General features: G+C 62.2%; 17 protein-coding genes. 5 read left to right on the top strand and 12 right to left on the bottom strand.

Features of this window, described 5'->3' with window-relative positions; translation table 11 throughout:
- Window positions 1-94: 94 nt before the first annotated feature.
- From NVV32_RS12690 to NVV32_RS12680, 3 genes are all read right to left on the bottom strand, one after another.
- Window positions 95-919: a carbohydrate ABC transporter permease gene (locus tag NVV32_RS12690; protein ID WP_422390403.1), complete on the bottom strand. Its 825-nt coding sequence runs from the start codon at window positions 917-919 to the stop codon at window positions 95-97.
- A gap of 4 nt (window positions 920-923) precedes the next feature.
- Complete coding sequence (locus NVV32_RS12685; protein ID WP_422390402.1) at window positions 924-1,877, bottom strand: carbohydrate ABC transporter permease; 954 nt, start codon at window positions 1,875-1,877, stop codon at window positions 924-926.
- Between the two features lie 118 nt (window positions 1,878-1,995).
- Entirely contained in the window at window positions 1,996-3,207 is a 1,212-nt protein-coding gene (locus NVV32_RS12680; RefSeq protein ID WP_422390401.1) for an ABC transporter substrate-binding protein, read from the bottom strand.
- A gap of 305 nt (window positions 3,208-3,512) precedes the next feature.
- Here NVV32_RS12680 and NVV32_RS12675 point away from each other — a divergent pair, with 305 nt between their 5' ends.
- Complete coding sequence (locus tag NVV32_RS12675) at window positions 3,513-4,559, top strand: LacI family DNA-binding transcriptional regulator (RefSeq protein WP_422390400.1); 1,047 nt, start codon at window positions 3,513-3,515, stop codon at window positions 4,557-4,559.
- 345 nt (window positions 4,560-4,904) lie between these two features.
- Window positions 4,905-8,291: a DUF5695 domain-containing protein gene (locus tag NVV32_RS12670; RefSeq protein WP_422390399.1), complete on the top strand. Its 3,387-nt coding sequence runs from the start codon at window positions 4,905-4,907 to the stop codon at window positions 8,289-8,291.
- Between the two features lie 478 nt (window positions 8,292-8,769).
- On the opposite strand, the gene NVV32_RS12665 is transcribed toward NVV32_RS12670, so the two are convergent.
- Window positions 8,770-9,609 carry an SDR family oxidoreductase gene (locus NVV32_RS12665; protein WP_422390398.1) on the bottom strand — a complete coding sequence of 280 codons (840 nt, stop codon included), beginning with the start codon at window positions 9,607-9,609 and terminating at the stop codon, window positions 8,770-8,772.
- Window positions 9,610-9,681: 72 nt separating this feature from the next.
- On the opposite strand from NVV32_RS12665, the gene NVV32_RS12660 reads away from it, so the two are divergent.
- Complete coding sequence (locus tag NVV32_RS12660; RefSeq protein ID WP_422390397.1) at window positions 9,682-10,140, top strand: winged helix-turn-helix transcriptional regulator; 459 nt, start codon at window positions 9,682-9,684, stop codon at window positions 10,138-10,140.
- Window positions 10,141-10,405: 265 nt separating this feature from the next.
- On the opposite strand, the gene NVV32_RS12655 is transcribed toward NVV32_RS12660, so the two are convergent.
- The 6 genes from NVV32_RS12655 to NVV32_RS12630 all read right to left on the bottom strand — a co-directional run bounded on the left by NVV32_RS12655 (window position 10,406) and on the right by NVV32_RS12630 (window position 19,845).
- On the bottom strand, window positions 10,406-11,413 hold the full coding sequence (locus NVV32_RS12655) for a LacI family DNA-binding transcriptional regulator (RefSeq protein WP_422390396.1): 1,008 nt from the start codon (window positions 11,411-11,413) through the stop codon (window positions 10,406-10,408).
- Between the two features lie 132 nt (window positions 11,414-11,545).
- Window positions 11,546-13,762: a family 78 glycoside hydrolase catalytic domain gene (locus tag NVV32_RS12650; RefSeq protein WP_422390395.1), complete on the bottom strand. Its 2,217-nt coding sequence runs from the start codon at window positions 13,760-13,762 to the stop codon at window positions 11,546-11,548.
- Between the two features lie 471 nt (window positions 13,763-14,233).
- Window positions 14,234-15,142 (bottom strand): carbohydrate ABC transporter permease, encoded by a 909-nt coding sequence (locus NVV32_RS12645; protein WP_422390394.1) that lies wholly within the window; start codon window positions 15,140-15,142, stop codon window positions 14,234-14,236.
- Between the two features lie 4 nt (window positions 15,143-15,146).
- Window positions 15,147-16,031, bottom strand: coding sequence for a carbohydrate ABC transporter permease (locus NVV32_RS12640; RefSeq protein WP_422390393.1), 885 nt, complete (start codon window positions 16,029-16,031; stop codon window positions 15,147-15,149).
- 104 nt (window positions 16,032-16,135) lie between these two features.
- Entirely contained in the window at window positions 16,136-17,443 is a 1,308-nt protein-coding gene (locus NVV32_RS12635) for an ABC transporter substrate-binding protein (protein ID WP_422390392.1), read from the bottom strand.
- A gap of 227 nt (window positions 17,444-17,670) precedes the next feature.
- Window positions 17,671-19,845 carry a beta-glucosidase family protein gene (locus tag NVV32_RS12630; protein WP_422390391.1) on the bottom strand — a complete coding sequence of 725 codons (2,175 nt, stop codon included), beginning with the start codon at window positions 19,843-19,845 and terminating at the stop codon, window positions 17,671-17,673.
- Window positions 19,846-20,196: 351 nt separating this feature from the next.
- Here NVV32_RS12630 and NVV32_RS12625 point away from each other — a divergent pair, with 351 nt between their 5' ends.
- Window positions 20,197-21,459: an alpha-hydroxy acid oxidase gene (locus NVV32_RS12625; RefSeq protein WP_422392046.1), complete on the top strand. Its 1,263-nt coding sequence runs from the start codon at window positions 20,197-20,199 to the stop codon at window positions 21,457-21,459.
- A 419-nt stretch (window positions 21,460-21,878) separates the two neighbouring features.
- Here NVV32_RS12625 and NVV32_RS12620 read toward each other — a convergent pair whose 3' ends face one another.
- Window positions 21,879-22,862, bottom strand: coding sequence for an aldo/keto reductase (locus tag NVV32_RS12620; protein WP_422390390.1), 984 nt, complete (start codon window positions 22,860-22,862; stop codon window positions 21,879-21,881).
- An 86-nt stretch (window positions 22,863-22,948) separates the two neighbouring features.
- Between NVV32_RS12620 and NVV32_RS12615 the strand changes: the two genes are divergently transcribed.
- Complete coding sequence (locus tag NVV32_RS12615) at window positions 22,949-23,362, top strand: MerR family transcriptional regulator (RefSeq protein ID WP_422390389.1); 414 nt, start codon at window positions 22,949-22,951, stop codon at window positions 23,360-23,362.
- A 114-nt stretch (window positions 23,363-23,476) separates the two neighbouring features.
- Here NVV32_RS12615 and NVV32_RS12610 read toward each other — a convergent pair whose 3' ends face one another.
- A complete protein-coding gene (locus NVV32_RS12610; RefSeq protein WP_422390388.1) occupies window positions 23,477-24,538 on the bottom strand; it encodes an intradiol ring-cleavage dioxygenase in 1,062 nt (353 codons plus the stop codon).
- Window positions 24,539-24,609 lie beyond the last annotated feature (71 nt).

Raw genomic sequence — 24,609 nt, 5'->3', positions numbered from 1 at the left:
GACAGGTCCAATGGTCAAGGGATTTGAGAGAAGAAGGGGGTGCCTGATGTCGGAGAGGCAGGCGGGTTACTTGCAGGGGTGCTGCGCCGTGAGGTCAGCCCTTCAGCGCTCCCGACATGAAGCCGGTGATGTAGAAGCGCTGAAGGAAGAGGAAGAGGACGATGCACGGTAGGGCGAGGACGACGACGCCGGCTTCGGTGACGCCGTAATCGACGGCGCCCATGGCCTGCTGGCGCAGGTTGGCGACCGCGAGGGGTAGCGGCGCGAGATCGGCGTCATTGATCAGGATGAGGGGTGCGATGAAGTCGTTCCAGGCGGCCAGGAAGGTGAACAGTCCAACGGTGACCAGCCCGGGTACCACGCTGGGGATGAGGATCCTGGTCAGGGCGGTGAAGGAGTTGCATCCGTCGACCTGGGCGGATTCTTCGAGTTCGGCCGGGATCGCCTCGAAGGACACCCGCATCATGAAGACCGCGAAGGGCAGCTGGTACATGGTCAGCACCAGGGCGAGGCCGACGAGAGAGTCGGTGAGGCCGATGTTCCCGAGCAGGACGTAGAGGGGGACCAGGAGACTGGCGTAGGGAACCATCAGGATCGCGAGGATGGCGAGGAACAGGATGTTCTTGCCGGGGAAGGCGAAGCGGGCGAAGGAGTAGCCGGCCAGCAGTGCCAGGCTCAGGGTGAGGGCGACGGTGATGCCCGAGACGATCACGCTGTTCATGATGAGCTGTCCGAGGCCCGGACCGTAGTCGATGAGGCGTTGGAAGTTGGCCAGGCCGAAGCCTTCAGCTTGCGCGGTGCCCGGTTGCCCGGAGACGGAGGCCAGTCCCGCCCACAGGAGCGGTGAGAGGAAGATGATGGCAAGTCCACCGGTCATCACGTAGTAAGGGGTGCGTGCGAAGCCGCGGAGGTTTCTCATCGGGTTAGTCCTTCTCGCGCAGAGCGCGGAACTGGATGAAGTTGATCAGGACGAGTGCTGCCAGGACGAGGACGGACAGGGCTGCTGCCGAGCCGAGGTCGAAGCGTTGGAAGGCCTCGCGGTAGATCAATTGCACGACGGTGATGGTGGAGTTGTCCGGGCCGCCCTTGGTGAGGATGAAGAACTGGTCGAAGGCGAGCAGGGATCCGGTGACGCAGAGGATCATGCACATCGCGATGGACGGTTTGAGCAGCGGCAGGGTGATGGTCCGGAAGATCGTGAAGCGGCCGGCGCCGTCGATTCGCGCCGCCTCGTAGATATCACCGGAAATGCCCTGCAGGCCGACCATGAGGATCACCATGTAGAAGCCGGTGAATCGCCAGATGATGAGGAAAACGGTGGACCACAGGGCGGCTTGCGGGGTGCCGAGGAAGGAGATGGGTTCCTCGATGAGACCGAGGGACTGCAGGATTGGGTTGATAGGACCGATGTTGGGGCTGTAGAGCCCCCAGAAGAGCAGGGACGCAGAGGCGAGTCCGAGGGCGCTCGGAACGAGTACCGCTGTGCGCAGGAACTTGTTCCACTGGGTGACTTCCTGCACGAGCAACGCGATGCCGAGTGCGAGGGAGAGCATGATGACGGTCACGATGGCCGTGTACTGCAGGGTAAACGCGATGCTCGGCCAGAGCAGCGGGTTGTCGGCCAGCCCGGTGAAGTTCTCGGGAGCGTTGATGCCACCGTTGCCGCCGAGCAGGCTCCAGTCGCTGACGGACATCTGGCCGACGGTGAAGAGTGGCACAAGGAAGAGCAGGACGACGAACAGTGCTGCCGGTGCGGCATACGCCCAGCCGACGATGGCCCGTTTGGTGGCCTTTGTCCGGCCTCGGCGCAGGGGTGTACCGGTGAGCCGGTCGGAGGGGTCAGTTGTGGGCGGAGTGAGTGTGCTGTGAGTGGACATGCGTGCTTCCTCTTCAAACCGCGGCGCTGCGTTTTGATCGGTGACCGTGGTGGGTGGTGGGTGGTGGTGAGGGTGCGTGCGGGCAACCGGAGTTGCCCGCACGCTGAGTGGGGTCTGGTCAGCCGCCGAGGACGGCGCTGACGGCCTCGTTGTCCTTATCGATGGTCGTTCCGTCCCCGAAGACGGCTCCGCGGAAGAGGGTCAGCCAGGGCCCGTTGGGATCGTTGAACGCAGCCCCGAAGTGCAGGGAGGAAGGAGTCTTCCCCTTCGCTGCGACTTCGTTGATGGCCACGACCCGGGGATCGGCGTCGGAGTACTTGTTCGATGCGAGGTCCGCTCGAGCGACGACGTCGTTGTTCTTCGCGAGGACCTCGACCTGCGCCTCGTCACCGAGGGTCCATTCGAGGAATTCCCATGCCGCGTCGGCGTTCTCGCTGGTGGCAGAGATGCCGATGGCGTCGCCTCCGACGAACGTCGACTCACCGCCGTCGATGCCCGGGATCGCGGCGACGCCGGTGGAGTCCGGCATTGCGCCCAGCGTGGTGGAGGGCATCGGCATAACACCGATGGTTCCTTCGGCGAAAGGTGCGGTCCAGGTCGCTCCGGTCTCATCCTGCGTGCCAGGACCGGCGATATCGTCGGCGGCAAGTCCGCGGTAGACCTCGTAGACTTCCTTGGCTTCGTCCGAGGCAAGGCTCGCGCTGGTGCCGTCTTCGTTCATGACCTCCTGCCCGGCGCCCCAGATCCAGGGGAAACCGGTGAACACCATGCAGCCGCCGCAGTTCCCGCCGAAGTAGGTTCCGCTCACATCGCCTCCGAGGGCATCGACGGCACGGGCCTGTTCGTCGAACTCGGCGAGGGTGGTGGGACCGGTGTTCGGATCCAGACCGGCCTGCTCATAGAGGTCCTTGTTGTAGAAGAGGACGGACAGGTCCATGGTGTGCGGGACGACGTACTTGGCCCCGTCCAGGGTCCCGGTCTCGATGTGGGATTGCGCCAGGTCGTCGGCGTGCTCGAATCCGTCGATCCTGTCCGTGATGTCCAGGTACAGGCCCTGCGAGGTGTAGTTGGGGACGAACACCACATCGGAGGCAAAGAGGTCCGGAAGGCTTTTGGAGCCAGCGGCGGCACCGATCTTGGCCTGGTAGTCGTCGGTGGGGATGATGGTCAGGTCGATTTTCGTCTCGTGGCTCTCGTTGTACGCATCGACGAACGCCTGGCTCTGGACCTGCGTGGCTGCGCGCGTCCACATGGTGAGTTCCGACGGGGCTCCCGCGGGCTCTGCCGAGGATCCGGAGGAACAGGCGCTAAGGGCTAGTGCGATGAGCACGGCTCCTGTCGCTCCGGTCACTCCGCGCCTCGCGCTGGTGGTCTGGCGACCACGTTTCACTGCAAGCATTTTTGTACCTTCCACTCTTCCTTGAGCGCCTCGTCCCACCTCTGGAGGTGAACTGTAGTAGGAGGCTGATTCGGTGAAGCCGGATCGTCATCAAAGGTGCCGGTCAGGCTCCTGATGTCGGTTGTCATGAAACGGTGAACGAAACGTTCCGAAAAGCTTTTCATAGAGTAGAGCCGGGGTAGACTGGGGTCAAGGTATTACGGAAAAGCTTTAACGAAACGTGAGACTAAGCAACGATGGCTAAAACGGTGAAGGACGTGGAAGCGGACCAGCAGATCCTGCGCCCGCCGACCCTGCGCGATGTCGCCGCGCTGGCCGGCGTCTCGATCGCAACAGTCTCCAAGGCCCTGAACGGCCGCGACCACGTGCGTAAGGAAACCCGGCAGCGGGTGGAGCAGGCCGCGGAGAAGTTGAACTTCTTTCCCAATCTGCACGCCCAGAGCCTGCACTCGGATCGCTCAGGCACGGTCGGGCTGCTGACCAGCGATCTCGTGGGTCGGTTCTCCATCCCGGTTATGCTCGGCGCGGAGGATGCCTTCGGAACCGACAGCATGTCCGTTTTCCTCTGCGACGCCCGTGGGGATGCAATCCGCGAACAGCACCACCTGCGTGCCCTACTTGGCCGCCGGGTCGACGGCTTGATTGTCGTGGGAGATACGACGAACCCCCGCAGGTCGCTCGGGCAGGACCTGGGCGTGCCCGTGGTCTATGCCTACTCCCCGTCGGAAGATCCGCGGGATATGTCAGTAGTCAGTGACAACGTGGCGGCGGGACGCCAGGCGGTGGAACATGTCCTCAGCTTCGGTCGCAGCAAGATTGCCTATGTCTCCGGCGATCGGGACTATGTTGCGGCTCAGGATCGGGTACGTGGCGCAATCGAAGCTCTCCGCGATCACGGGCTGGAGTTACTCGGGAAGGAGGCCTTGTACGGCGCCTGGTCCGAGTCCTGGGGCAGGGGTGCAGCGCATTTCCTGCTGGAGAATTACCCCGAGCTGGACACGATCGTATGCGCCAGCGATGAGATCGCCCGCGGGGTCGTGGATATCCTGCGTGAGAGCGGCCGCCGTGTTCCCGACGACGTCGCGGTCATCGGGCACGACAACTGGGAGCAGATCGCCAGCCAGTCGCGTCCGCCCCTGACAACCATCGACATGAACCTCGAACTGATCGGGCGCCGCGCAGCTCAGCTTCTATTCGCCGCAATCGATGGACACCCAGCACCCGGACCTCACATCATCCCGACCCGACTGGTTACACGGCAGACAACCACCCTCTCCACCTGAGGGCGGCGAGCTGCTCGGGAGCACTCGCCTGCTTGGGCCGTTTGGTGCGCCGCTCTGCCGATTCTCGCCACCACGATTCGACTTGGTGAGCCCGTAGCAGCAACCCGTGAAGCCTCCTCGCGCGAGCAGGAGGCTTTCGCGAAACCATTTCGTGACTCCGATTCTTTGTGTCTCCCTGACTGTGTTGAACATGAGTCCAGACTGCGATCTGACGGCGACTTACGAAACTTACCGAAAAGCTTTACTTAACGATGACTAGTGCCTAGCGTGCACAGGGTAGACAGGGTAGCCCGCTGACCCCAGGCCGGTGCTGCTTACCTCGCGACAAGGAAGTACGAGGCATTCATGACTAGACATCTCCTCCGTCCGACGACCAGCCTTGGCGTAGCTGCGGCCCTGATCCTGACCGCGCTAGTCCCCGGGGGCACATTCAGCGGCACGGCCGCTGGGGCTTCGATACCAGCTGTCACGGCACCTGTGTCCTGCCCGAAGCCCGTATCAACGAAGACGCCGGGACAGCAGGCATCCATATCGGCCTCCTACACCGCACCGTGGAACGCCCTCGGCCCCGTAACCGACGGGGTCGTCCTGCATTCTGCAGGCGACCAGAACAAGATCTGGGGAACCTACACCAGCGCCAATCGACCAGCTGAGCAGTGGCTGCAGTACGACTGGGCAAGCTCCATGACCCTGTCCGGTGCGACGGTGTCCTTCTGGGCCGATAACCTCTCCGACACTGCAGGAGAAGGTGTGTCCGTACCCGGGTCGTGGAGGCTCCAGTCCTGGGACGGAACTGCGTGGCGGAGCATCGCCCTCAAGGACGGCGCCGCGTACCCTCGAGCGAAGACTGCCCCAAACACTGTTGCCTTTGCGGCCCCTGTCACGACGACGAAACTCAGGGCGGTCTTCACGGCCACCACCAACGGCACGACCCGTGCCGCAGTAGCGGTCAGTGAATTTGCGGTAGCCGGCGGGCCGTCGACCAACCCGACTGGTGGGCAGGAAGTACTGACCAGCGACAGCTTCAATGTCGCCATCGACCGGAAGACCGGCGGGTTGTTCCAGCTCGGCAACGCCCAGGACGGCCCGTACTGCACGAACTACGTCATGAACCCCTCGTTGCACCCGCGTTTCGACGTCAATGACTCACGCTGGGTCGGCGATGTACTGATGAAGGTCAATGGAGTGCCTCGAACAACCGGGCTGTCCGACGATATCCGCACCGTCTCCCGCACCGCCGACTCAGTCGTTGTCGACTACGCCGGCACAGCCGCCAATGCCAATGGCATCAGAGGCTTCGACCTCACCGAGACCTACGCGCTCACTGGCACGCAGGGAGAGGTGATGGATTGGTCGATCACCCTGGACAACACCTCGAATGCATCGCTCGAGGTGCAGGACCTCGGCATCCCGTTGCTCATGAACTCGTGGTGGGACGGCGGCAACCAGACAGGAATCTACGAACAGAACGTGGCCCGGCATTCCTTCGTTGCCGACGACGGATCATACATGTACTGGCAACGACCCAACGGCGAGGGCCCCTACCTCGTCATGGTCCCGGATGAGAACACGTCACTGGAGTTCAAGGACAAGGCCAGACCCGGCGAGGGCCCCTTCGCCGAAGAGGACCCAGCCTTCGAAGGACTGGTCGAGTACTACATCCACTCCAAAGCCAAAGCTCCTGAGCGCGTTGGCCAGGGCAAAGCGGCCCAGTTCCTGCCAGCTACGTCCGCGTCGATCGGAGCAGGCCAAAGCAAGACCTACGGCTTCACCTTCCGGTGGGCGGACTCCTATGCGGATATGCGTGATGTCCTTTACGAAGCAGGCGTCGTCGACGTCGTTTCCCTGCCAGGCATGACCATCCCGCAGGACACCAAAGCCCGACTGGCAATACGGGCGAAGGACGGCATCGAGTCCGTTACCGCCGGAGGCGGTACAACCGCAGCAGGCAGCAACGCGACGATTCAGGCGGTAGGGGAGGGCAACGGCTACAAGTTCTACGACATCACCTTCAATTCCCTTGGCGAGAACTTCATCACCGTCCAGTACGGTGGCGGGAGGAAATCCGTTCTGCAGTATTACTCCATCGAACCTGTCGAAAAGCTCATCAACGCAAATGCTTCGTTCATCGCCACGAAGCAACAGTCCAAGGACAAGGCCCGCGGACACGACGGCGCGTACCTGCAATGGGACATGCGCACCAAGCAGATGATCACCAGGCAGAACTTCAGCTCACTCGCCCTGACCGGTATCGACGAGTTCAGGCTCCGTTGGATGACCGGAGGCTCCGACGATGTCGGACTGTCCCCAGCGGCCTTCCTGGCGGAGAAGAACTCATTCACGCCAAACGCCACCCAGATCCAGTCTCTCGATTACTACATCGACAACTTCCTTCTCGGATACCTGCAGAACCAGTTCAAGGACGGACAGAGGACCTGGAACATCTACCACTGGTATGACGGTGGAGACGGCGATCGCCCCGCCACCGGCCGCGAGGACGGTAGCGGAGACGTCGGAGACGGACTCGCCACCTGGCGCGTCATGAACTCGCCCCACGTGTGGAACACCTACTTCGCCATGTATCAAATCGCGAAGGACCACCCCGAACTCACGCAGCGAACCGCCGACGAGTACCTCGACTTCACCTTCAACACCATGCTGGCCTACTTCGAACACCGAGACTCCGGCAAAATCCTTCCTGACGCATCCCGCGACATGGCTTCCATGGGCGAGCTGTCCCTGCCCCTCGTGCGAGACGCGCTCAGAGCCGAAGGTCGGACGGCGGACGCTGATCTTCTCCAGGGTTACTTCCGCCATAAGTACGACATCTTCGCGTCAAAAAAATACCCCTTCGCCTCAGAGATGAGCATCGATACGACCGCCTTCGAAGCGAACTACACCCTTGCCAAGATGTTCGGCGACAACGAGCTCGCACGGAAAGTCACTGCCGCATCGCTCTCGGCCCGTGGGACACAGCCCCTCTGGTACTACTACGGCAGTGACAACCGGCACATGGGGGAGTCCTGGTGGAACCTCGGCTATGAAACCCAACTCGGTGCATGGCAGCAACAGGACTATCTGAAGTCCTACGACGCCACGAGCAACGGATTCGACACCGATGAAGCGATGCGTTCGACCTATGGTGCATATCTGGCCGGCTGGGCGAACATCAACTCCGGGCAGATCAGCACCGATCCCGCCAACTACGGTGCAGCCTCCTGGCAGTACCAGAGCGAAAAGGGGTCCTCCGAATACGGGTTCGTTCCCAACCTCAATGGGTGGTGGGCATGGTCAGGAGAATCAGCCCTCGGTTTCTGGGGCGGCCTGAAGACCGCAGCAGTCAATGTCGTCGACGACAAGGTCGTCGGAACCTACGCCTACGGTGGCGATCTCCGCATCGAGAACAGCAGGTACGTCATCACTCCGAAGGACGGTGTGCGACAGCGGCTCACGATGTTCAACAAGAATAAGTTCGGCTTCGACATCGAGGGGGCGAAGTACCGAAACGCCATCATCAACCAAGATCTACGACGCGTTGAACTCGTCCTCGAGAACGTCACCACCAGTTCCTACTCGCCAGCTATCAACCTTACGAAGCTGCCCGCAGGCACATACACCGTGACAGTGAACGGCCAGCAACCGCGGACCTTCACCTCAGACGGAACAAGCACCACCCTGTCCTTGCCGAACCTGACCGGCCCATCACACACGGTCATCATCACCGGGACATGAGGACCAACTTCGCATCATCATCTATGACCAGGTTCCAGGACACCTACACGTGCTGGAACCTCTACTAGATCCAACCAGCTTGGCGTGCAGCACCGACGCGAAACGGTGCAGCACGTCACCCTAAGGGAAGCCTGACCGCATTTGAGTGGATGCGGTCAGGCTTCCTCACTTAAGGCAGCTAACTAATGGAGTGACAACGAAGCCGTAGAGACCGGAGACGCCCCCGCCAAAAAGCTCGACCCTTCGTTCCCGTAGCGTATTAGCATCACTCAGAGCCGCTCGTCTCGGGCTTCATCAGGCGATATCTGTCTCCCCTTCGCTTTGCGGTCTTCACCGGGTTCGTCCCGCAGAACCTCAGCACGCAACTGCTTCAGACAAGGCCGGGGGAAGGATGGCCACCTCCATGTCCGGCCGTATTAGAGGAAGCCTGGCCACTTGATGTGGCCTAGGTTGCGTCCTCTGGGCCGGGCCTCGAAGATCAGGCTTTGATGTCGTGGAGCCAGGTTGCGACGGAACGGGGTCGGAGGCCAAGAAGTGTCTGGGCGCTGCGGGTCTTGTCGATGATGTCGTCGTGCTGGGTGTATCGCCCGCGGTAGGACTCGACCACAGGCATCGCTGGATCGACGCCGAAGATCGGGATGAGGGATTCAGCGAATTCGTCCGGAGTCTGGGATTGGAAGACTACGGACTTATTGAGGTGCGCCGCGAACCCGGCGGCGATGTCGTCTCCGATCAGCGCGGGAAGCGCGCCGACGGCGATGCTACCTGTGATGTCGACCTTGTCGAAGAGCTGCACGGCGATGTCGGCGATATCCAGGTGCGAGCTCCAGGAAACGCGGTAGTCGGTCCTGATCGGATAGGGAAGAACTCCATGTTCTTGGACCGAGGCGACCACCGGAGGAAGGAGGAGGTTCTCAAGGTAGAGGCGGGGGGCGATCACGGCCGAGGAGACGCCGGCGTCGAGAATGCCTCGCATCAGCATCCCGTGTGGGCTGTTTTCTCCTCTTCCGTGGTCGAAGCCGCTGGTGGAGAAAACAACACGGGCTGGGCGGGCCTTACGCACGGCTGTGACGACAGCCCGTGCGTGGAGGTACTGCTGCTCCAAGGAGCCCATAGGTAGGTGGATGAAGACTCCTTCGGCGCCCGTATATGCGTCGACGAGCGTGGCTGTATCTGTGAAGTCGACAGATACAGCCGGGCCCTCCGTATAGGTCTTGGCATTGCGGACAGCGGCAGTGACGGACTTGCCTGCCTTGGCGAGTGCGGCGGCAACAGGGGCGCCCTGCGCGCCGGTCGCTCCATGAACGATGTAAGTCATGAACCAATTAGTGCATAGGATGTACTGGTTACATCAACTGCACTAACGGAAGGGTGCTCGATTGTGTCGTTCATGCCAGAGGTATGGCCCGACTGCGGGGTCGCCCGATTCCTGACGCTGCTTGAAGGACCCTGGGCAACGCTGGTCGTACGGGAGCTACTGAACGGGTCGATGCGCTTCACGGACCTGAAGAACGCCTTACCGGGCATCAGTGCGCATACGCTGACTAATAGGTTGCGGAAATTCGAGACCTGCGGGATCGTCACCCGCACCGTGTATCCGGAGATTCCCCCGCGGGTCGAGTACGAACTCACGCCCGTCGGGTACGAGCTGCGGACCGTCCTTGAGGCCATGAACGCCTGGGCGCAATCCGTTCCCACCTTCGACGGCGGGGACGTCGTTCTGCCACCCTCCTGTGGGACGCCGGCTGAGCCGGACCCGCGACCCGCACATAAACAGGGCGCCATACCATCGGGCGACAGGAACCAGTCCGGACGCACCACGCTTTCTGACCACGGAGATGCCCTGTAGACGCCCGATCCTTCCGGTATGAATTCATCGTTTTCCAGACAGCGAGTCCGAAGGACTCGGGGCGGGTCGCCGTGCCAACCGTCATCGTCATCGTCATCGTCAATTGGATGATGATTTATCTTCCGTCAATCGCGTTCATGTGCAGCCGGCGACTAGACCAGCGTTCTGTGTTTGCTAGCTTCATCCTGCAGCGACCGATCCGGGTCTCCTGCAGTCCACGCCGGGGGTTCGGCTTCGAGTCGTAGGCAAGCCACGGGTGGGTGTTCTAGGTCGACGAAGGGTTGGGTGCTGTCGTGCTCCGGCGGACGATCAGTGTTGGTTGTAGTGTGACGCGCTGGTGTTCGTGGGTACGTGGGTTGTCGATTTCGTCAACGAGGAGGCGGAGTGCTTCCCTGCCCATATCGTGACCGGGCTGGCTGACTGTCGACATGGGGATTGCTGCTTCTGAGGCGAACTGGTTGTTGTCGTAGCCGATGACGGCGATGTCGGCTGGGACGGAGATACCGGCGTCTGTCAGTTCGTGGATGAGGCCGGCAGCCAGCTGATCTGCTGGTGCGAGGATGCCGTCGGGGAGTGCACCGGACGTGATTAGGTCCTGGGCGATGGATCGTCCGCTTAAGCTTTTGAGGTTTCGGCTGTGCACTACGTCAAGGCTGACACTGCCGCCGCGTTCTTGGACAGCGCGTTGGGCGCCGAAGCGCCGTGCGTTGACGGCGTGCAGGTCTCGGGGCCCGCCTGCGAACAAGAGTCGGGTGCGTCCGATGTCCATGAGGTGGGAGGCGGCGAGGTAGCCGCCGTGTTCTTCGTCGACGACTACGCTGCAGCAGTCGGTCCGGTCACCGGCGTAGTTGACGAGCACGATGTTGCGGCCGTGCCGGCGCACACGGTCGACGCCATCGAGTCCTGCGTCGAGGGGCGCGAGGATGATGCCTGCGACGCGTGCTTCGTTGAAAATGTCGAGGTAGGACTCCTGCTTGGTGAAGGTGACATCACTGTTGGCCAACAGAAGTGATCGCCCGGCTGAGCTGGCTGCGTCTTCGGCACCACGGGCAATGTCGACGAAGAGGGAGTTGCCGACGTCGGTGAGGATCAACCCGATGGTGTTGCTTCGTCCCGCGGCTAGTGAGCGCGCGGCGTCGTTCCGGACGAATCCGAGCTCATCGATCGCGGCGGTCACACGAGCGATTGTCTTGGCGGAGACAATCTCCGGTTTGTTCAGTACGTGCGAGACGGTTCCGAGAGAGACGCCTGCGAGACGGGCGACGTCGTTCATGCTGGGAGCGACAGCGGAATCGTCACTCGTGGGCTGGACGGCGGTCACGGTACCTCGATCAGAGTTCGGCTGGGAACGCGTCCCCGTGCCGGGGCGGCTGCGGGGCAGGGTATCTCTCATATTAAGCGATGGTCAGGAGTTGACAACTTCGGGGGAGAACGAGTGTGTACCGGACTGAACGGTGACAGGCGTCTGCCCTGGAAGGTCGACCACGGCCGTGCAGCCGGTGGGTACGGTGATGTCGACCAAGAGGGCTCCGGTATTAGCTCCGGTATTAGCTCCGGTATTAACGGTCCAGGAGATGGACGCTGTCCCGTATGGCGTTTCGTGGGTGGCCTGTGCGGCGGTGATTGCGCCGCCGGGGCGGGGCCGGAAGAGGATGGAGCGGTAACCTGGCTCTGCCGGAGCCAGACCGGCGACCACCCGGTGCATCCAGTCCGCGACCGCCCCGAGCGCATAGTGATTGAACGAGGTCATCTCTCCTGGGTTGATCGACCCGTCGGGCAGCATGCTGTCCCACCGTTCCCAGATCGTGGTCGCGCCCTGTTCTACGGCGTAGAGCCATGAGGGGCATTGCCTCTCCATTAGGAGGGCGTAGGCGGTATCTATCTCACCGACGCTCGTGAGAGCGTCAGTGACCAGGGGGGTTCCTGCAAAGCCTGTGGCGATCCGGTTTCCTGCCTGCCGCACGAGTTCGGCCAGTCGCTCGCCGGCGCGCTGTTCCTGCTCTTTTGTAGTCGCCAGACCGAAGGCGAGTACGAGGGCATAGGCAGTTTGGGCGTCGCTGACGACCCGGCCGGAGGGAGAAATGAATTCGCGGGCGAAGGCGCTGCGGACCTTTCGCGCCAGCTCCCGGTAGTGAAGTTCATCGGCCGTGTTCCCCAGGACGCTGGCCATCTCGCCCAGGTGCTGGGTAGACCAGGCGAAGTACGCGGTCGAGACGAGGTAGCGGTCCGTCGTCGCGTCAGCGGGGTCGTGAGGTGGGGCTGCGGGATCGAGCCAGTCACCGAGTTGCATGCCCGTGTTCCAGAGGTAGGACTCGCCGGCACGTTCGGCCATGAGGTCAACCCATGCCTTGGCGCTGGGGTACTGGGTTGCCAGGACTCTTGTGTCTCCGAAGCGCTGATACAGGGTCCACGGGGTCAGTACGGCCACATCACCCCACACGGCTCCGGGCTGGATGGGTGTCCATTCCTCGCCCCCGGGTATCACGGGTACGTACCAGGGCACTGTTCCGTCCTCGAGCTGTTCGACGGCGACGTCCTTGAGCCAGGAGCCGAGCATTCCGGAGCAGTCGTAGAGGAAGGTCGCGGTTGGGGCGAAGACTTGCAGGTCACCTGTCCAGCCGAGCCGTTCGTCGCGCTGCGGGCAGTCGGTGGGGATGTCGACGAAGTTGCCGCGCATGCTCCAGCGCACGTTCTCGTGCAACTGATTGATGTCTTTGTCCGAGCATTCGAACCACCCGGTTCGCTCCATGTCCGTGTGGTAGACGCGGGCCGTGACGGCTGATGCCGGGTCCTCGCCTGCCCAGCCGGTGAGTTCGGCGTAGCGGAACCCGTGGATCGTGAAGCGGGGTTCCCACTCGACGTCGGTCTCGTTTGCCGCAATGTAGGTGTCGGTGGCAGCGGCGCCGCGCAGCGGACGCGTGCAGAGTTCGCCGTCTTCCAGGACCTCTGCGTGGCGCAGCCGAACTTCGTGGTCTCGTTCGAGTCCGGATAGGCGCACCCTGAGTCGGCCGACGAGGTTTTGCCCGAAGTCGAGGATCGTCGCGCCCGACGGTGATGTCGTGACAGCGACAGGTGCAAGCTCTTCCGTGCAGCGGACGGGTGGACCCTCGGGGGCGACCAGCGTGGATGGATCACGGGGAACGACTCGGACCGGGGACCAGGCGGTGTCGTCGAATCCGGGGGAGGACCATTCTTTTGCTTCTTCGCGGGCGTCGTACGTCTCGCCCTCGTAGAGGCCGGTGGTCAGGATCGGGCCGAAGGACGCACGCCAGGATTCGTCGGAGGCGATGACGGTGATGCTTCCGTCGTCGTGGGTGACGTGCAGTTGAGCCAAGAGGGCGATATCTGTCCCGTAGAGGTTTTGGTGGCCTCCGTGGAAGCCGAGGCGGCCGCGGTACCAGCCGTCGGCGAGCCAGCTGCCCATGGCGTTCACTCCAGCGACGAGGTGTTCTGTCACGTCGTACGTGGCGTAGCGCAGTCGTTCGCCGTAGACGGTCCAGCCGGGGGCGAGGGCTTCATGGCCGACGCGACGTCCGTTGATCTCCATTTCGTAGAGGCCGTGCGCTGTGACGTAGAGGCGCGCCAATCGGACAGGGCGGGGAAGGGTGAAGTCGCGTCGCATCAGCGGGGGTCGGCGGAGAGTGTCGGCATTTTCAGCCCAGGCCGGGGAGATGGCGTGGGCCGTCCAGCCGGAGGCCTCGAGGATGCCGGTTTCCGCGGTCGTAAGTGAGCTCCACTGGCTGGGTATCTCCGTGCCGGCTCCCCAGACCCGGACCCTCACGGAGACGGCAGTCCGTGAGGTGAGATCTTTCCCCGGCCACGGGACGAGGACTGAGTCGGGCGAGAAGACGACTCGTGAGGATGCCGCACCAGATGCGTCCGTTACTTCGATTTCATAGCGTTCCTGTGTCCACCCGGGGTCTGCCGTGGTTTTCCAGCTCAGTCGCGGTCGCCGTTCGCCGATGCCCAGCGGCTCGCGGTGGTGCTCGAACGAGACGGGGCTGACGGTTATTGGCATGGAGTGGATCCTTCTGGGTGGTGAGACGCCGCGGGTAGGCGGAGGAGGTGCGAGTCGTGCGGTGACGGCGAGGTGTCAGCCTTTGACGGAGCCTGCGGCGAGGCCCTTCATGATGCGCTGATTCAGGAAGAGGTAGATGGCCAGGGTGCCGAAGACGTTGAGGCAGATGGCCGCGAAGAGGGGACCGTACTGGACTGCTCCGAATTGCCCGGTGAAGTTCAGCAGGCCCACCTGGATGGTGCTGAGGTCACTGTTGTTCGCGAAGGTCAGGGCGATCAGGAGGTCGTTCCAGATGAAGAAGAACTGGACGAGGGCCACGGTGAAGACGGCGTTGCGGACCATGGGGAAGCCGATGGAGATGAAGGACCTGATGATGCTCGCGCCGTCGAGGGTGGAGGCTTCGAAGACTTCGCGGGGTACGGCACGGAAGTAGGTGGCCATCATGAACACCGTCAAAGGTAGGCCGGTGGCGGTGTAGGTGATGATCAGTGGCCACAGTGTCCCTGTGAGGCCGGTGTTGAAGTAGGCGGAAAATAGGGGGAGCAGGATCATCTGGCCGGGCACCATGATGCCGGTCAGGAAGATCAGCAGGACGCCGTTACGTCCCTTCCAGACCATGACCTCGAGGGCGAAACCGGCAGCGACTCCGAAGACGATGATCAGGGCCAGCGACGGAAGTGTGGCCATTAGTGAGTTGGCGACGAACACTGCGAGGTTGCCGGTGGTCCAGGCCTCTGTGTAGTTGTCGAAGTTGAACGATCCCGGCAATGACCACACAGGGTCGTTGAGGAATTCCTGCTGCGTCTTGAACGAGCCAAGTACTAGCCACAGCAGGGGGTAGAGCACGACGACGAGCAGGAGGGCGATCAGCAGGTGGATGGGAAGTTTCGCCCAGCGTTTCGCGGCGCGGGACCGTGCGCGGCGTGGTTCCTGACGCTTCAGCGCCTTAAGGGGCACTTTGTGTTCGGGTGCCTGTGTGCTCATGGCGTCAGTCCTTGGTGAGGTCGCGGCGCGAGGACCGGAAAATGAAGATGGTCACGATCAGGCACAGCAGTGTGAGCAGCAGTGCGATCGAGCTGCCGTAGCCGTAGTCGCCGAAGGCGAAGGAGGTGCGGAACATGTAGAGCGTCAGCGGTGTGGTGGAGGACCCGGGTCCGCCGTTGGTCAGCGCCACGATGGAGTCGAAGACCTTTAGGGTGCCGTTGATGCTGAAGATGATCGAGGACAGAAGGACCGGCATCGACAGAGGCAGGACAATGTTCTTGATGAGCCGCCATCCCGTGGCGCCGTCGAGGCGTGCGGATTCGAGCATGTCCTCGGGGATGTCGACGAGGCCGGCGTACAGCAGGACGGCGTAGAAGCCCATGGATCGCCAGATGTCCATGAGGACGATGACCCAGAACGAGCTTGAGGAGCTGCCGAACCAGTCCACCGACTCGACGCCGACTCCGTTGAGGAGGCTGTTGACGAGTCCGTTCTGCGGGGCGATCTCGAACATCTTCTGGAACAGGAGGGCGACGGCCACCGTGGGGAGCACGACCGGGAAGAACACCAGCGTGCGGATGATGTTCGATGACTTCTTCAGTATGAAGACGTACATGAGCGCAAGGGCGTAGCCCATCAGGATCTGACCGACCGTGATCACGATGGCGTATCGAACGGTGAAGGAGAGCGCCGTGCGGACTTCGGGGTCCGTGAATAGGCGGGTGAAGTTGTCCGTCCCGGCGAAGGTGAAGCCGGAGATGGCGTTGCCGCTGAAGAACGTATACCCCATGGACCAGACGATCGGGACGAGCATCACCAGGGTGTACACCAGCAATGCTGGGCCGAGGAGGATGATGAGGGCTTTCTTATCGCCCAGTACTGACTGCATGGTGGTCCTTTGTTTACGTCAGGCTTCTGGGCTGGTGGGTGGCCCAGAACAGATTGAGCGCCGGGCGAAGGAAAGCCGACTCCTTCGCCCGGCGCGCTCGTACCCTACTTGAGGGCGGACTGAACCGTTTCCATGAACTGCTCCGGGCTCATGCTGCCGGTGACCAAGGGTGCGGCGTTGGTCTGACTGGCCGTGGTCGCCTGTGTGCCGAAGAGAGCCTCGAACCACAGGACGCTCTCGCTGGTGCCGGCGATGGTGTCCTGGACGGTCTGGGTGAGGGGGTCGACTTCGACTTCCTCGTTGACCTTGAATCCGGAGATTGCGCCCTTTTCGGACAGGCCGACGCTGCCGTAATTCTCAGTGATGCAGCTCAGCCAGTCGCCGGTCTGATCGTTGTAGGCCTTCTCGGAGATCGCCATGGGCAGGCCGACGTTCGCTGCGTACTGGTTGTCGATGCCGACGCCGCCGTCGACCTTCGGGAAGGGCATGAAGCCGATGTTCTCGGTGCCGATCTGGTTGGCTGCCTCGTCGTTGAAGTTCGCAAGGACCCAGCTGCCCATGTAGAGCATGCCGGCCTTACCGGTGAGGAACTGATTGACGGCGGTGTCGTAGTCAATGGAGCCGACGCCCTCGCCGAAGTAGCCCTTCGCGCCGAGGTCCGCGACCGCGGCGGCAGCTTCGACGTATTCCGGGTCGGTGAGCTCTGCTTCACCGTCGGCGACCTTTTGCAGGGCGTCCTTGCCGAGGTCGCTGAACAGGTAGCCGCTGATGAGGCGGGTCAACGGCCAGCCCTGCTCGCCGGAAGCGGAGAGAGGAGTGACGCCCGAGGAGTTGAGGGTCTCGGCGGCTGCGGTGAAGTCATCCCAAGTCGCGGGGATCTCGATGTTGTTGTCGGCAAAGAGCTGCTTGTTGTACCAGATGCCCTCGACGTTGTATTCGTAGGGCAGGACGTTGAAGCCGCCATAGAGCGCCTTCACGGTGTCAATGGCTGCGGGCTCCACCTGGTCGATGACGCCCAGATCGGTCAGCGTGGCCTCAAGGTCTAGGACATTGCCGGAATCCGCGAGTTCCTTCGTGAGCGCGGGAGCGGAACCCGCGGCGAACTGGGAGGGCAGGGCGCCCTGTCCCGCCTGCAGCTGGAGCTGCTGGTCCAGATTGGTCTGCGGGACGGTGTCTACCTTCAGCGGCATCGCATCGGCGGCGGTCTTGCACTGGTCCCCGGCCAGTGTTTCCAGCACAGCAGGAATGGTGGTGTTCTCGACGACGCTGAGCGTGGTGAACTCGCCCGCCTCGCTCTCGCTCCCGCTCTCATCGCCGGAGCTACCAGCTCCGCAGCCGGTCAGCAGCAGCGATACGGTGCTGAGTCCTACGCCCAGGAACAGCATCCGGTTCTTCTTACGCGTGGTGGCCACGTTTCCTCCTTGAAAGTGTGCGCTCATATTTGAAGCGTTTCAATTATTGAGGTTAGGGGCCAAAAAACCCTGTGTCAACAGTCACACTGGGGGTTGGCTACTCCTTTTATGTCCTGCTTCGATGTGGACCGCTGGGCGCTGTAAATGGTGTCACGCACAACAAAGGGCCCGTCCCCTCTCGGTGGGGGCGGACCCTTTGTTCTCGACGTTGCGTCGGTCGTGCTGGGCTAGCGCACAGTCACTGAGGAGCGGAGCGGTAGCGCCTGCGACGAGGAGCCGACCTCGAGGGTGAACTCACCGGTTGGCGTCGTCCACTCATCGCTGTCTGCATCCCAGATCGACAGCGGGTGATCAGATCCGGTGGCGTCGATGACCAGGTGGACCTGCGTTGTCTGATTCGGCTTGAGGGTGACCTTCTCGAAGCCGACGAGGCGCTTGCCGGGTTCGCCGGCGGCACTGGGCAGGGTCAGGTACACCTGGCCCACTTCGGCACCTGCGGTCTTGCCGGTGTTCTTGATTTGGAACTTCACATCCAGGGCTGTGTTCCCGGTTTTCTTATCCACCATGGGCTTCACACGGAGGTTCCGGTACTCGAAGTCGGTGTAGGACAGGCCGTGACCAAAGCCGAAGAGTGGCTTGATGCCTTGGGACTGGTACCACTTGTAGCCGATGGCAAGGCCTTCGGTGTAGTTGACCTGTCGGATCTCCGAGGCGCCCACAGGGGCGGTGGTGGAGCCGTTGGAGTAGATGCCGGGGTACTGCGCCGGGGTCCTGGTCGGGGTGTCGGCGAGGGATGCGGGGAAGGTCATGGGGAGCTTACCGGAGGGGTTTACGTCTCCCCAGAGGAGGTTCGCTAGGGCAGGCCCTTGCTGTTCGCCGGCATACCAGCTCTCGAGTACGGCTTCGGTCTTTCCGAGCCACGGCATCTCCACAGCGCTTCCGGTCTGCAGGATGGCGACGGTCCGCGGGCTGGCCGCGCCTACGGCGTCGATTAGGGCATCGCCGTTGCCAGCGAGACGGAGGTTCGGCAGGTCGCTGAATTCACCGGACTTGTAGTACCCGACGACGATGGTGACGTCAGCCTTCGCGGCGACGGCGGCCGCTCGCTGCGGGTCCGAGCCGTTGTCGAACACGACATTGGACCCTTCTGCTGCGGCACGCTGGCGGATTGCATCCTCGATCGTCACTATGCTTTCGCAGGTCAGGGTGTTTGGGGAACCGAAGCGCCAGCTCATGCTGCACGCATCCTTGGCGCTGACCCCATTAGTTGGCGTCTTCGATGCTGTCGGGCCGATGACGGCGATGGTCTTAGGCGTCGAGGACAGCGGGAGGATTCCGTCGTTCTTCAAGAGAACGGTGCCTTCCTCGACGGCCTGCCGTGCGAGGTCCTTGTGCGCGGTCGTGGAGACCGAACCAGGGGCCGCTGCAGGAAGTGGGGTGTCGAAAAGCCCGCCGCGGATGTAGGAGCGGACGACATTGAAGGCGGCGTCGTCGACGTGGTCCTCCGTGATTTCCCCCTTCGCCAGTGCCTGGTTGAGGAGCGTTGGTGTGTAGTAGATCGGCCGGTTGAGTTCCTGATCCAGCCCTGCCTTGAGTGAAGGGGCAGTGGAATGGACGGCACCGAAGTCGGACATGACGTATCCGTCGAAGCCCAGCTTGTCCCGCAGGGTGTCTTTCAGTAGCGGGTTCTCGCAGGCGTAGACCCCGTTGATCTGGTTGTAGGAGCACATAATGCTCTCGGGCTCGCCCTCGGCGATCGTGATCTCGAACGGCAGGTCGTAGGCCTGACGCAAGGTCCGCTCGTCGATGTTCGAGCTGCTCGCGTTCCTGGACACTTCCTGCTCGTTGGCGACGTAGTGCTTGACGTTCGACAGGACCGGCTTGTCGGGATTGCCCTCCTCGATGCCGCGGATCGCCGCTCCCGCGAGGGTTCCGCTCAACAGCGAGTCCTCGCCAAAATACTCTGCGGTGCGTCCGGACAGCGGGATGCGACCGCTGGCGATACCCGGGCCGAGGACGACATTCTTCCCCTTGTCGAAGGCTTCGGCGGCCTGCGCAGCGCTCTTGTCGAAAACGAGGTCGCGGTTCCAGGTAGCTCCGAGGGCGATGGGGGCGGGGAACGCCGTCACGCCCTCCGTGAACCTCACGCCATCTGGTCCATCGGTGTAGACAACCCTGGGCGTGCAGGGGAGCTGAGCTTCGTACTGCACCGTACCGAATGCCGTGGTGGTCGGATCATTCGCCGGTTGCTCGACAAGCCACCGGTATTTCTGTCCGAGTGAACTGGCATCCAGCAGGACGCGCGCACGCTCGTCAGGTGACTTTGAGGTATCCATCCACGGGCACTCCGCAAGATACGGAGCCGGTGCCGGTACCGTCCCTTGGGCTTCTGCCGCCGGCACCTGGCCCCCGATCGAGGCCGCCAGGAAGCCACCCACTGCTAGCGCGGCCATAGCTCTCCGTGATGATGTACGAGACTGATATTTCACATGTCCTCCTTGACATAGCGCTTTTGAAGCGCTTCAATTTTGATCTGTACCTTGCTGCACTTGTGGGCAGGTTAGGGGCATGAGCTACGCGATGTGTGATCGGGGTCTCAAGTAGGCACAAACGTAGAGTGAGTTTTGCGGTTGCGTCAAGGTCAATTTCTCTGGTCTTGCCGAACTATCAAGAGTGACAGGTACACGTGCGTGACCGAGCAAGGATCTGACCAGTGCTTCACTGACCTCAATGATGCAGTCGAAAGGGAACCGATGATCAAACGGCAACTTCCCGTTCCAGCGGAGATGCTCGAGCTGATGCAGTTCAAAAAGTTCGAGCTCAACGGTAAGAAGCGTCGCCTGGACTCTGCACTGACCATCGCGGATCTCCGTACGATTGCCAAGCGGCGTACCCCGAGGGCTGCTTTCGACTACACCGATGGGGGAGCGGAGGGCGAGCTGTCGCTGCAACGTGCCCGCCAGGCGTTCGAGGACATCGAGTTTCACCCCTCGATCCTCCGTCCGGCCGAGCACGTCGACACCTCGGTGGAGATTCTCGGCGGGCCCAGCGCGCTGCCGTTCGGAATAGCGCCCACAGGTTTCACCCGGCTCATGCAGACCGAGGGCGAGACTGCCGGTGCCGGGGCGGCCGCGGCCGCAGGTATCCCCTTCACCCTCTCCACGCTCGGCACGACGTCGATCGAGGGTGTGAAGGCAGCGAACCCGGCCGGACGCAACTGGTTCCAGCTGTATGTCATGCGACAGCGAGAGATCTCCTACGACCTCGTCAAGCGGGCCGGCGAGGCCGGGTTCGACACCCTCATGTTCACTGTCGACACCCCAGTCGCCGGAGCTCGTCTCCGGGATAAGCGCAACGGCTTCTCGATCCCGCCGCAGCTGTCGATCGGCACCATTCTCAATGCCGTGCCCCGGCCCTGGTGGTGGGTCGATTTCCTCACCACGCCGAAGCTCGAGTTCGCATCCCTGACTGACACCGGCGGCACCGTCGGTGACCTGCTGAACGCGGCCATGGACCCAACCATCAGCTATGACGATCTCGCCATCATCCGCGAGATGTGGCCTGGCAAAATCCTCATCAAGGGCGTACAGAACGTCGAGGACTCCGTGCGACTGGTCAACCAGGGCGTTGACGGCATCATCCTGTCCAACCACGGCGGCCGCCAGCTCGACCGCGCACCCATCCCCTTCCACCTGCTGCCGCAGGTGGTCCGCGAAGTTGGCAGCGACGCCACAATCATGGTCGACACGGGCATCATGAACGGAGCCGACATCATCGCGTCCATGGCACTCGGCGCCAAGTTCACCCTCATCGGCCGAGCGTACCTTTACGGGCTTATGGCCGGCGGCCGCGAAGGCGTCGACAAGACCATCGCCATCCTCCGCGACGAGATCGAACGGACCATGCGCCTGCTCGGCGTCTCACACATCGGCGAACTCGAACCCAAACACGTCACCCAACTCACCCGCTACATCCCAGTGCCGAACGCCCAGGCTCACCAACCCACACCGATCTAGTCCTTGCCGATCCCTATTGGTCACAGACCTTAGTCCGCGATCAGCAGCTCCAAACTCGAGTGACCGAAGACCTCCATCTCTTCCTAGTCACTCGACATAGAGGGTCCTGCCCACCGGAACGGGGCGGGCAGGACCCTTGCCACTAGGTGCTAGGCCTGAACTACTAGCGCAGCCGATGATGATGACTTCAGAATTTGTGCTCAAACCGCGGATAGTTTGTTGTGTGTGGACTTCCCATATGAAGTGACTCGATACGCCGCGCTTAGTCAGGGACGCTTCAAAGCCCCACTGGGTGTCCGGAGCCCGCAGAGAAGCATCAGGACCTCGCCCGCCCCGACACCGTCTCGGATTCCCCCTAGTCCTGTTCAAGATGCAGTAGCGCTTCGAGACTCACGATCAGTGACTGAAGACATTCAGGTTCAGCCGCGGTCGCGAGCCATTCCTGCTTCTGTGTTTCGCGCACCGGTAGCGGCTCCATGAGGCGACACAGCATCAATGCGGGCTAGGTCTTCGCTGGTCAGCTCGATGTCGGCGGCGGCAGCGTTCTCTTCCATTCGCGAGACTTTTGTCGTTCCCGGAATGGGAACAGTGCCGGCTTGGATGGCCCAGGCGAGGGCAAGCTGCGCCGGTGTGATGTTTTTTTCCTTCGCGATCAGTCGGAGAGCGTCAACGATGCGTAGGTTCGCCTCAATGGCCTGATCAGAGAATCGGGGGAGGTTGCGGCGGGCATCACCCTCGGGCAGGTCGGCCTTGCGCATAACGGTTCCACCGAGGAAGCCTCTGCCGAGTGGCGAGAACGGGACGAAGCCGATACCAAGTTCGCGGGCGGTGCTAAGGACGCCGTTGTGCTCAGCGTCTCGCTCGAACAGGCTGTATTCGGACTGGATCGCGGTGATGGGGAACGTCGCATGAGCGCGACGCAGGGTATCAGCGGATGTTTCGGAGACACCGATATAGCTCGCCTTTCCCGCGGTGACGGCTTCACTCATTGCCCCGATCGTTTCCTCGATGGGCACGTTCGGGTCGGCACGGTGCAGGTACCAGAGATCGACGTGGTCAGTACCAAGGTGCTGCAGTGACCGGTCGATGGCACGGTGCGCGTGCTCGGGAGAGCCATTCAGACCTAGGGGCGTCCCGTCGTCGGCGAAATCGGAGGCGAACTTCGACGCGATGACGACCTTTTCACGATCGATACCGAGGGCCCGCGCGAGAAGCTTCTCGTTCTCAAACGGGCCGTACGCCTCCGCCGTATCGAACATCGTGACCCCAAGGTCGAGGGCCCGGCGGATCGTTTCGATGGATCCGGCCTCTGTCGCACCGCCGTAGAAGGCGCTCATTCCCATGCACCCGAGTCCGAGGACGGAAGTGGTCAAGCCTTGCGAACCCAGAGTGATCTGTCTCATGCTGGCGTCTCTTTTCGTCTTAGAAGGACGGACACCACGAGCCTCAACCATGGTGTTCACACCATGTCAAATGCCACACTTGGAAGATGCTCCTTCCTGCCATCAAGGTTCCTCAACCGGTCACCATCAGCGCCGCCGCTGATCTGCTCGGAATCACCGTCGACACGATCCGGTACTACGAAAAGGAAGGAATCGCTCCCGCCCCCAATCGCAGTGCGGACGGGTGGCGGCGATACGACGACAGAGCTCTGGCGTGGCTTGCGGGAGTGGTCATGCTCCGAGGAACCGGGATGAACGTTACCGAGATGCGTGAGTACGCGGCGGCCTACCGGGCCGGAGCCATTGACAAACAGCGGCTCGCGCTGCTAGAAGCGCATTACGAGACGGTCATGGCGCGGCAGGCGGAAGTTCGTCGACACCTCGACGCTCTCGAACGAAAAATAGAGGCCTACAAGGGTGTGATCCATAGAAACGATCAGGCCCACGTGATTGATCGTTGAGATACATCCCATGAACGACCGCCTATAGAACCCTCGAGCGCGAGAATGCGAGAATGCGAGAGGCGGCGCGTCGTTGATGCGTCATCAGTGTGGTCGCGCACTATGCGGGGATGCTCAGCTGGCGGGTGTGGGTGTGGGTGTGGCCGTGTCGGTCGGCGCTTCCTGGGTCGTGTCGGTGGGAGGCGTCCCGCCGAGGCCACTTTCAGGGGGTGTGCTGCCCAGGCCTCCTGGGGGAGTCCCACCCATCCCGCCGCGCATTTCTCCGCCTGCTGCGGGTGTGGTGGTCGTGTCTACTCCCACCGTGAGGCTGATCTGGTATCCGGAGGTCGAGTCTCCGGTCACGGTGGCGAGCTGCAGGGCGCCGCTGTCATCGCTGAAGACGTTGTCGGAATCCAGGCTGACTCGGGAGAGATTAGAGGTCGAGCCTTCGTAGCCGGTGAGGGCGTATACGGTTTGGCTGACGTCCTGAGGTAGGGCGACCTGGGAGGTCGCGATGGCTTTGGCCGAGTCGGTGATGTCGGCAACGTTCGGGTAGATCTCGAAGTGGATGTGAGGCCAGCGCCCGGTGTAGCAGGCGGGGAAGATCGACGTGTACGTCACGATGCCGTTGGAGTCGGCTACCTGCACGCCGCGCAGGTACGTTTCATTCTCGATACCACTTGAGTACATGGAGTAACCACCGGCGGCGTCGCAATGCCATACGTATACGGCGGCGTCTTTGAAGGGAAGGTTGCCGTTGGCAATGTCCACGATGGTGAGGGTCAGGGTCATCGGTACGCCGGCCGCTGTGGTGCCACCATCGATGCTCGAACGGATATCGGTGCGGACGATGCCTGATTCCTTAAGCACATTGGCACCGTTGGATCCGTCTCCGGGGTAAGGGCCGGCAGTTTCGTCCGGAATCTCTCCCACGATCGAAGCGCCCGATGACGCAGACGCGGTGGATCCGGCTGTGGCGCTTGAGGTGGTGGTCCGGGTCGTGTTGGGCGTGCAAGCAGCTAGGGCCAGAGCCCCGACGCCGGCGCCGAACAGTCCGAGCATCGAGCGTCGGCTGACGAGTGTTCCGATGTCGAAAGCGACACCTTGGTCGACGACCTCCTCATCTGTCCGGTTGAGGAGCCGCCCCTCGTACATGGGGCCTTCCGGTGTGTTGTCCGGTTCTGGGATGTTGCTCATGATGCCTCACTCGGTTTGTGGACTGGAATAGTTCCAGCCTCGACGGCTTATCAATGGGAGGGCTTTGCCGC

This window comes from Arthrobacter sp. N1 (assembly GCF_048288285.1).
GTDB lineage: Bacteria > Actinomycetota > Actinomycetes > Actinomycetales > Micrococcaceae > Arthrobacter_D.
This window is presented reverse-complemented; position numbering and strand designations above follow the sequence as displayed.

Excerpts from the sequence above, each read along its gene's own strand:
- NVV32_RS12690 (WP_422390403.1), bottom strand. The coding sequence starts at position 919 with ATGAGAAACCTCCGCGGCTTCGCACGCACCCCTTACTACGTGATGACC.
- NVV32_RS12685 (WP_422390402.1), bottom strand. The coding sequence starts at position 1,877 with ATGTCCACTCACAGCACACTCACTCCGCCCACAACTGACCCCTCCGAC.
- NVV32_RS12675 (WP_422390400.1), top strand. The coding sequence starts at position 3,513 with ATGGCTAAAACGGTGAAGGACGTGGAAGCGGACCAGCAGATCCTGCGC.
- NVV32_RS12670 (WP_422390399.1), top strand. The coding sequence starts at position 4,905 with ATGACTAGACATCTCCTCCGTCCGACGACCAGCCTTGGCGTAGCTGCG.
- NVV32_RS12665 (WP_422390398.1), bottom strand. The coding sequence starts at position 9,609 with ATGACTTACATCGTTCATGGAGCGACCGGCGCGCAGGGCGCCCCTGTT.
- NVV32_RS12660 (WP_422390397.1), top strand. The coding sequence starts at position 9,682 with ATGCCAGAGGTATGGCCCGACTGCGGGGTCGCCCGATTCCTGACGCTG.
- NVV32_RS12655 (WP_422390396.1), bottom strand. The coding sequence starts at position 11,413 with ATGAACGACGTCGCCCGTCTCGCAGGCGTCTCTCTCGGAACCGTCTCG.
- NVV32_RS12650 (WP_422390395.1), bottom strand. The coding sequence starts at position 13,762 with ATGCGACGCGACTTCACCCTTCCCCGCCCTGTCCGATTGGCGCGCCTC.
- NVV32_RS12645 (WP_422390394.1), bottom strand. The coding sequence starts at position 15,142 with ATGAGCACACAGGCACCCGAACACAAAGTGCCCCTTAAGGCGCTGAAG.
- NVV32_RS12640 (WP_422390393.1), bottom strand. The coding sequence starts at position 16,031 with ATGCAGTCAGTACTGGGCGATAAGAAAGCCCTCATCATCCTCCTCGGC.
- NVV32_RS12625 (WP_422392046.1), top strand. The coding sequence starts at position 20,197 with ATGATCAAACGGCAACTTCCCGTTCCAGCGGAGATGCTCGAGCTGATG.
- NVV32_RS12620 (WP_422390390.1), bottom strand. The coding sequence starts at position 22,862 with ATGAGACAGATCACTCTGGGTTCGCAAGGCTTGACCACTTCCGTCCTC.
- NVV32_RS12615 (WP_422390389.1), top strand. The coding sequence starts at position 22,949 with ATGCTCCTTCCTGCCATCAAGGTTCCTCAACCGGTCACCATCAGCGCC.
- NVV32_RS12610 (WP_422390388.1), bottom strand. The coding sequence starts at position 24,538 with ATGAGCAACATCCCAGAACCGGACAACACACCGGAAGGCCCCATGTAC.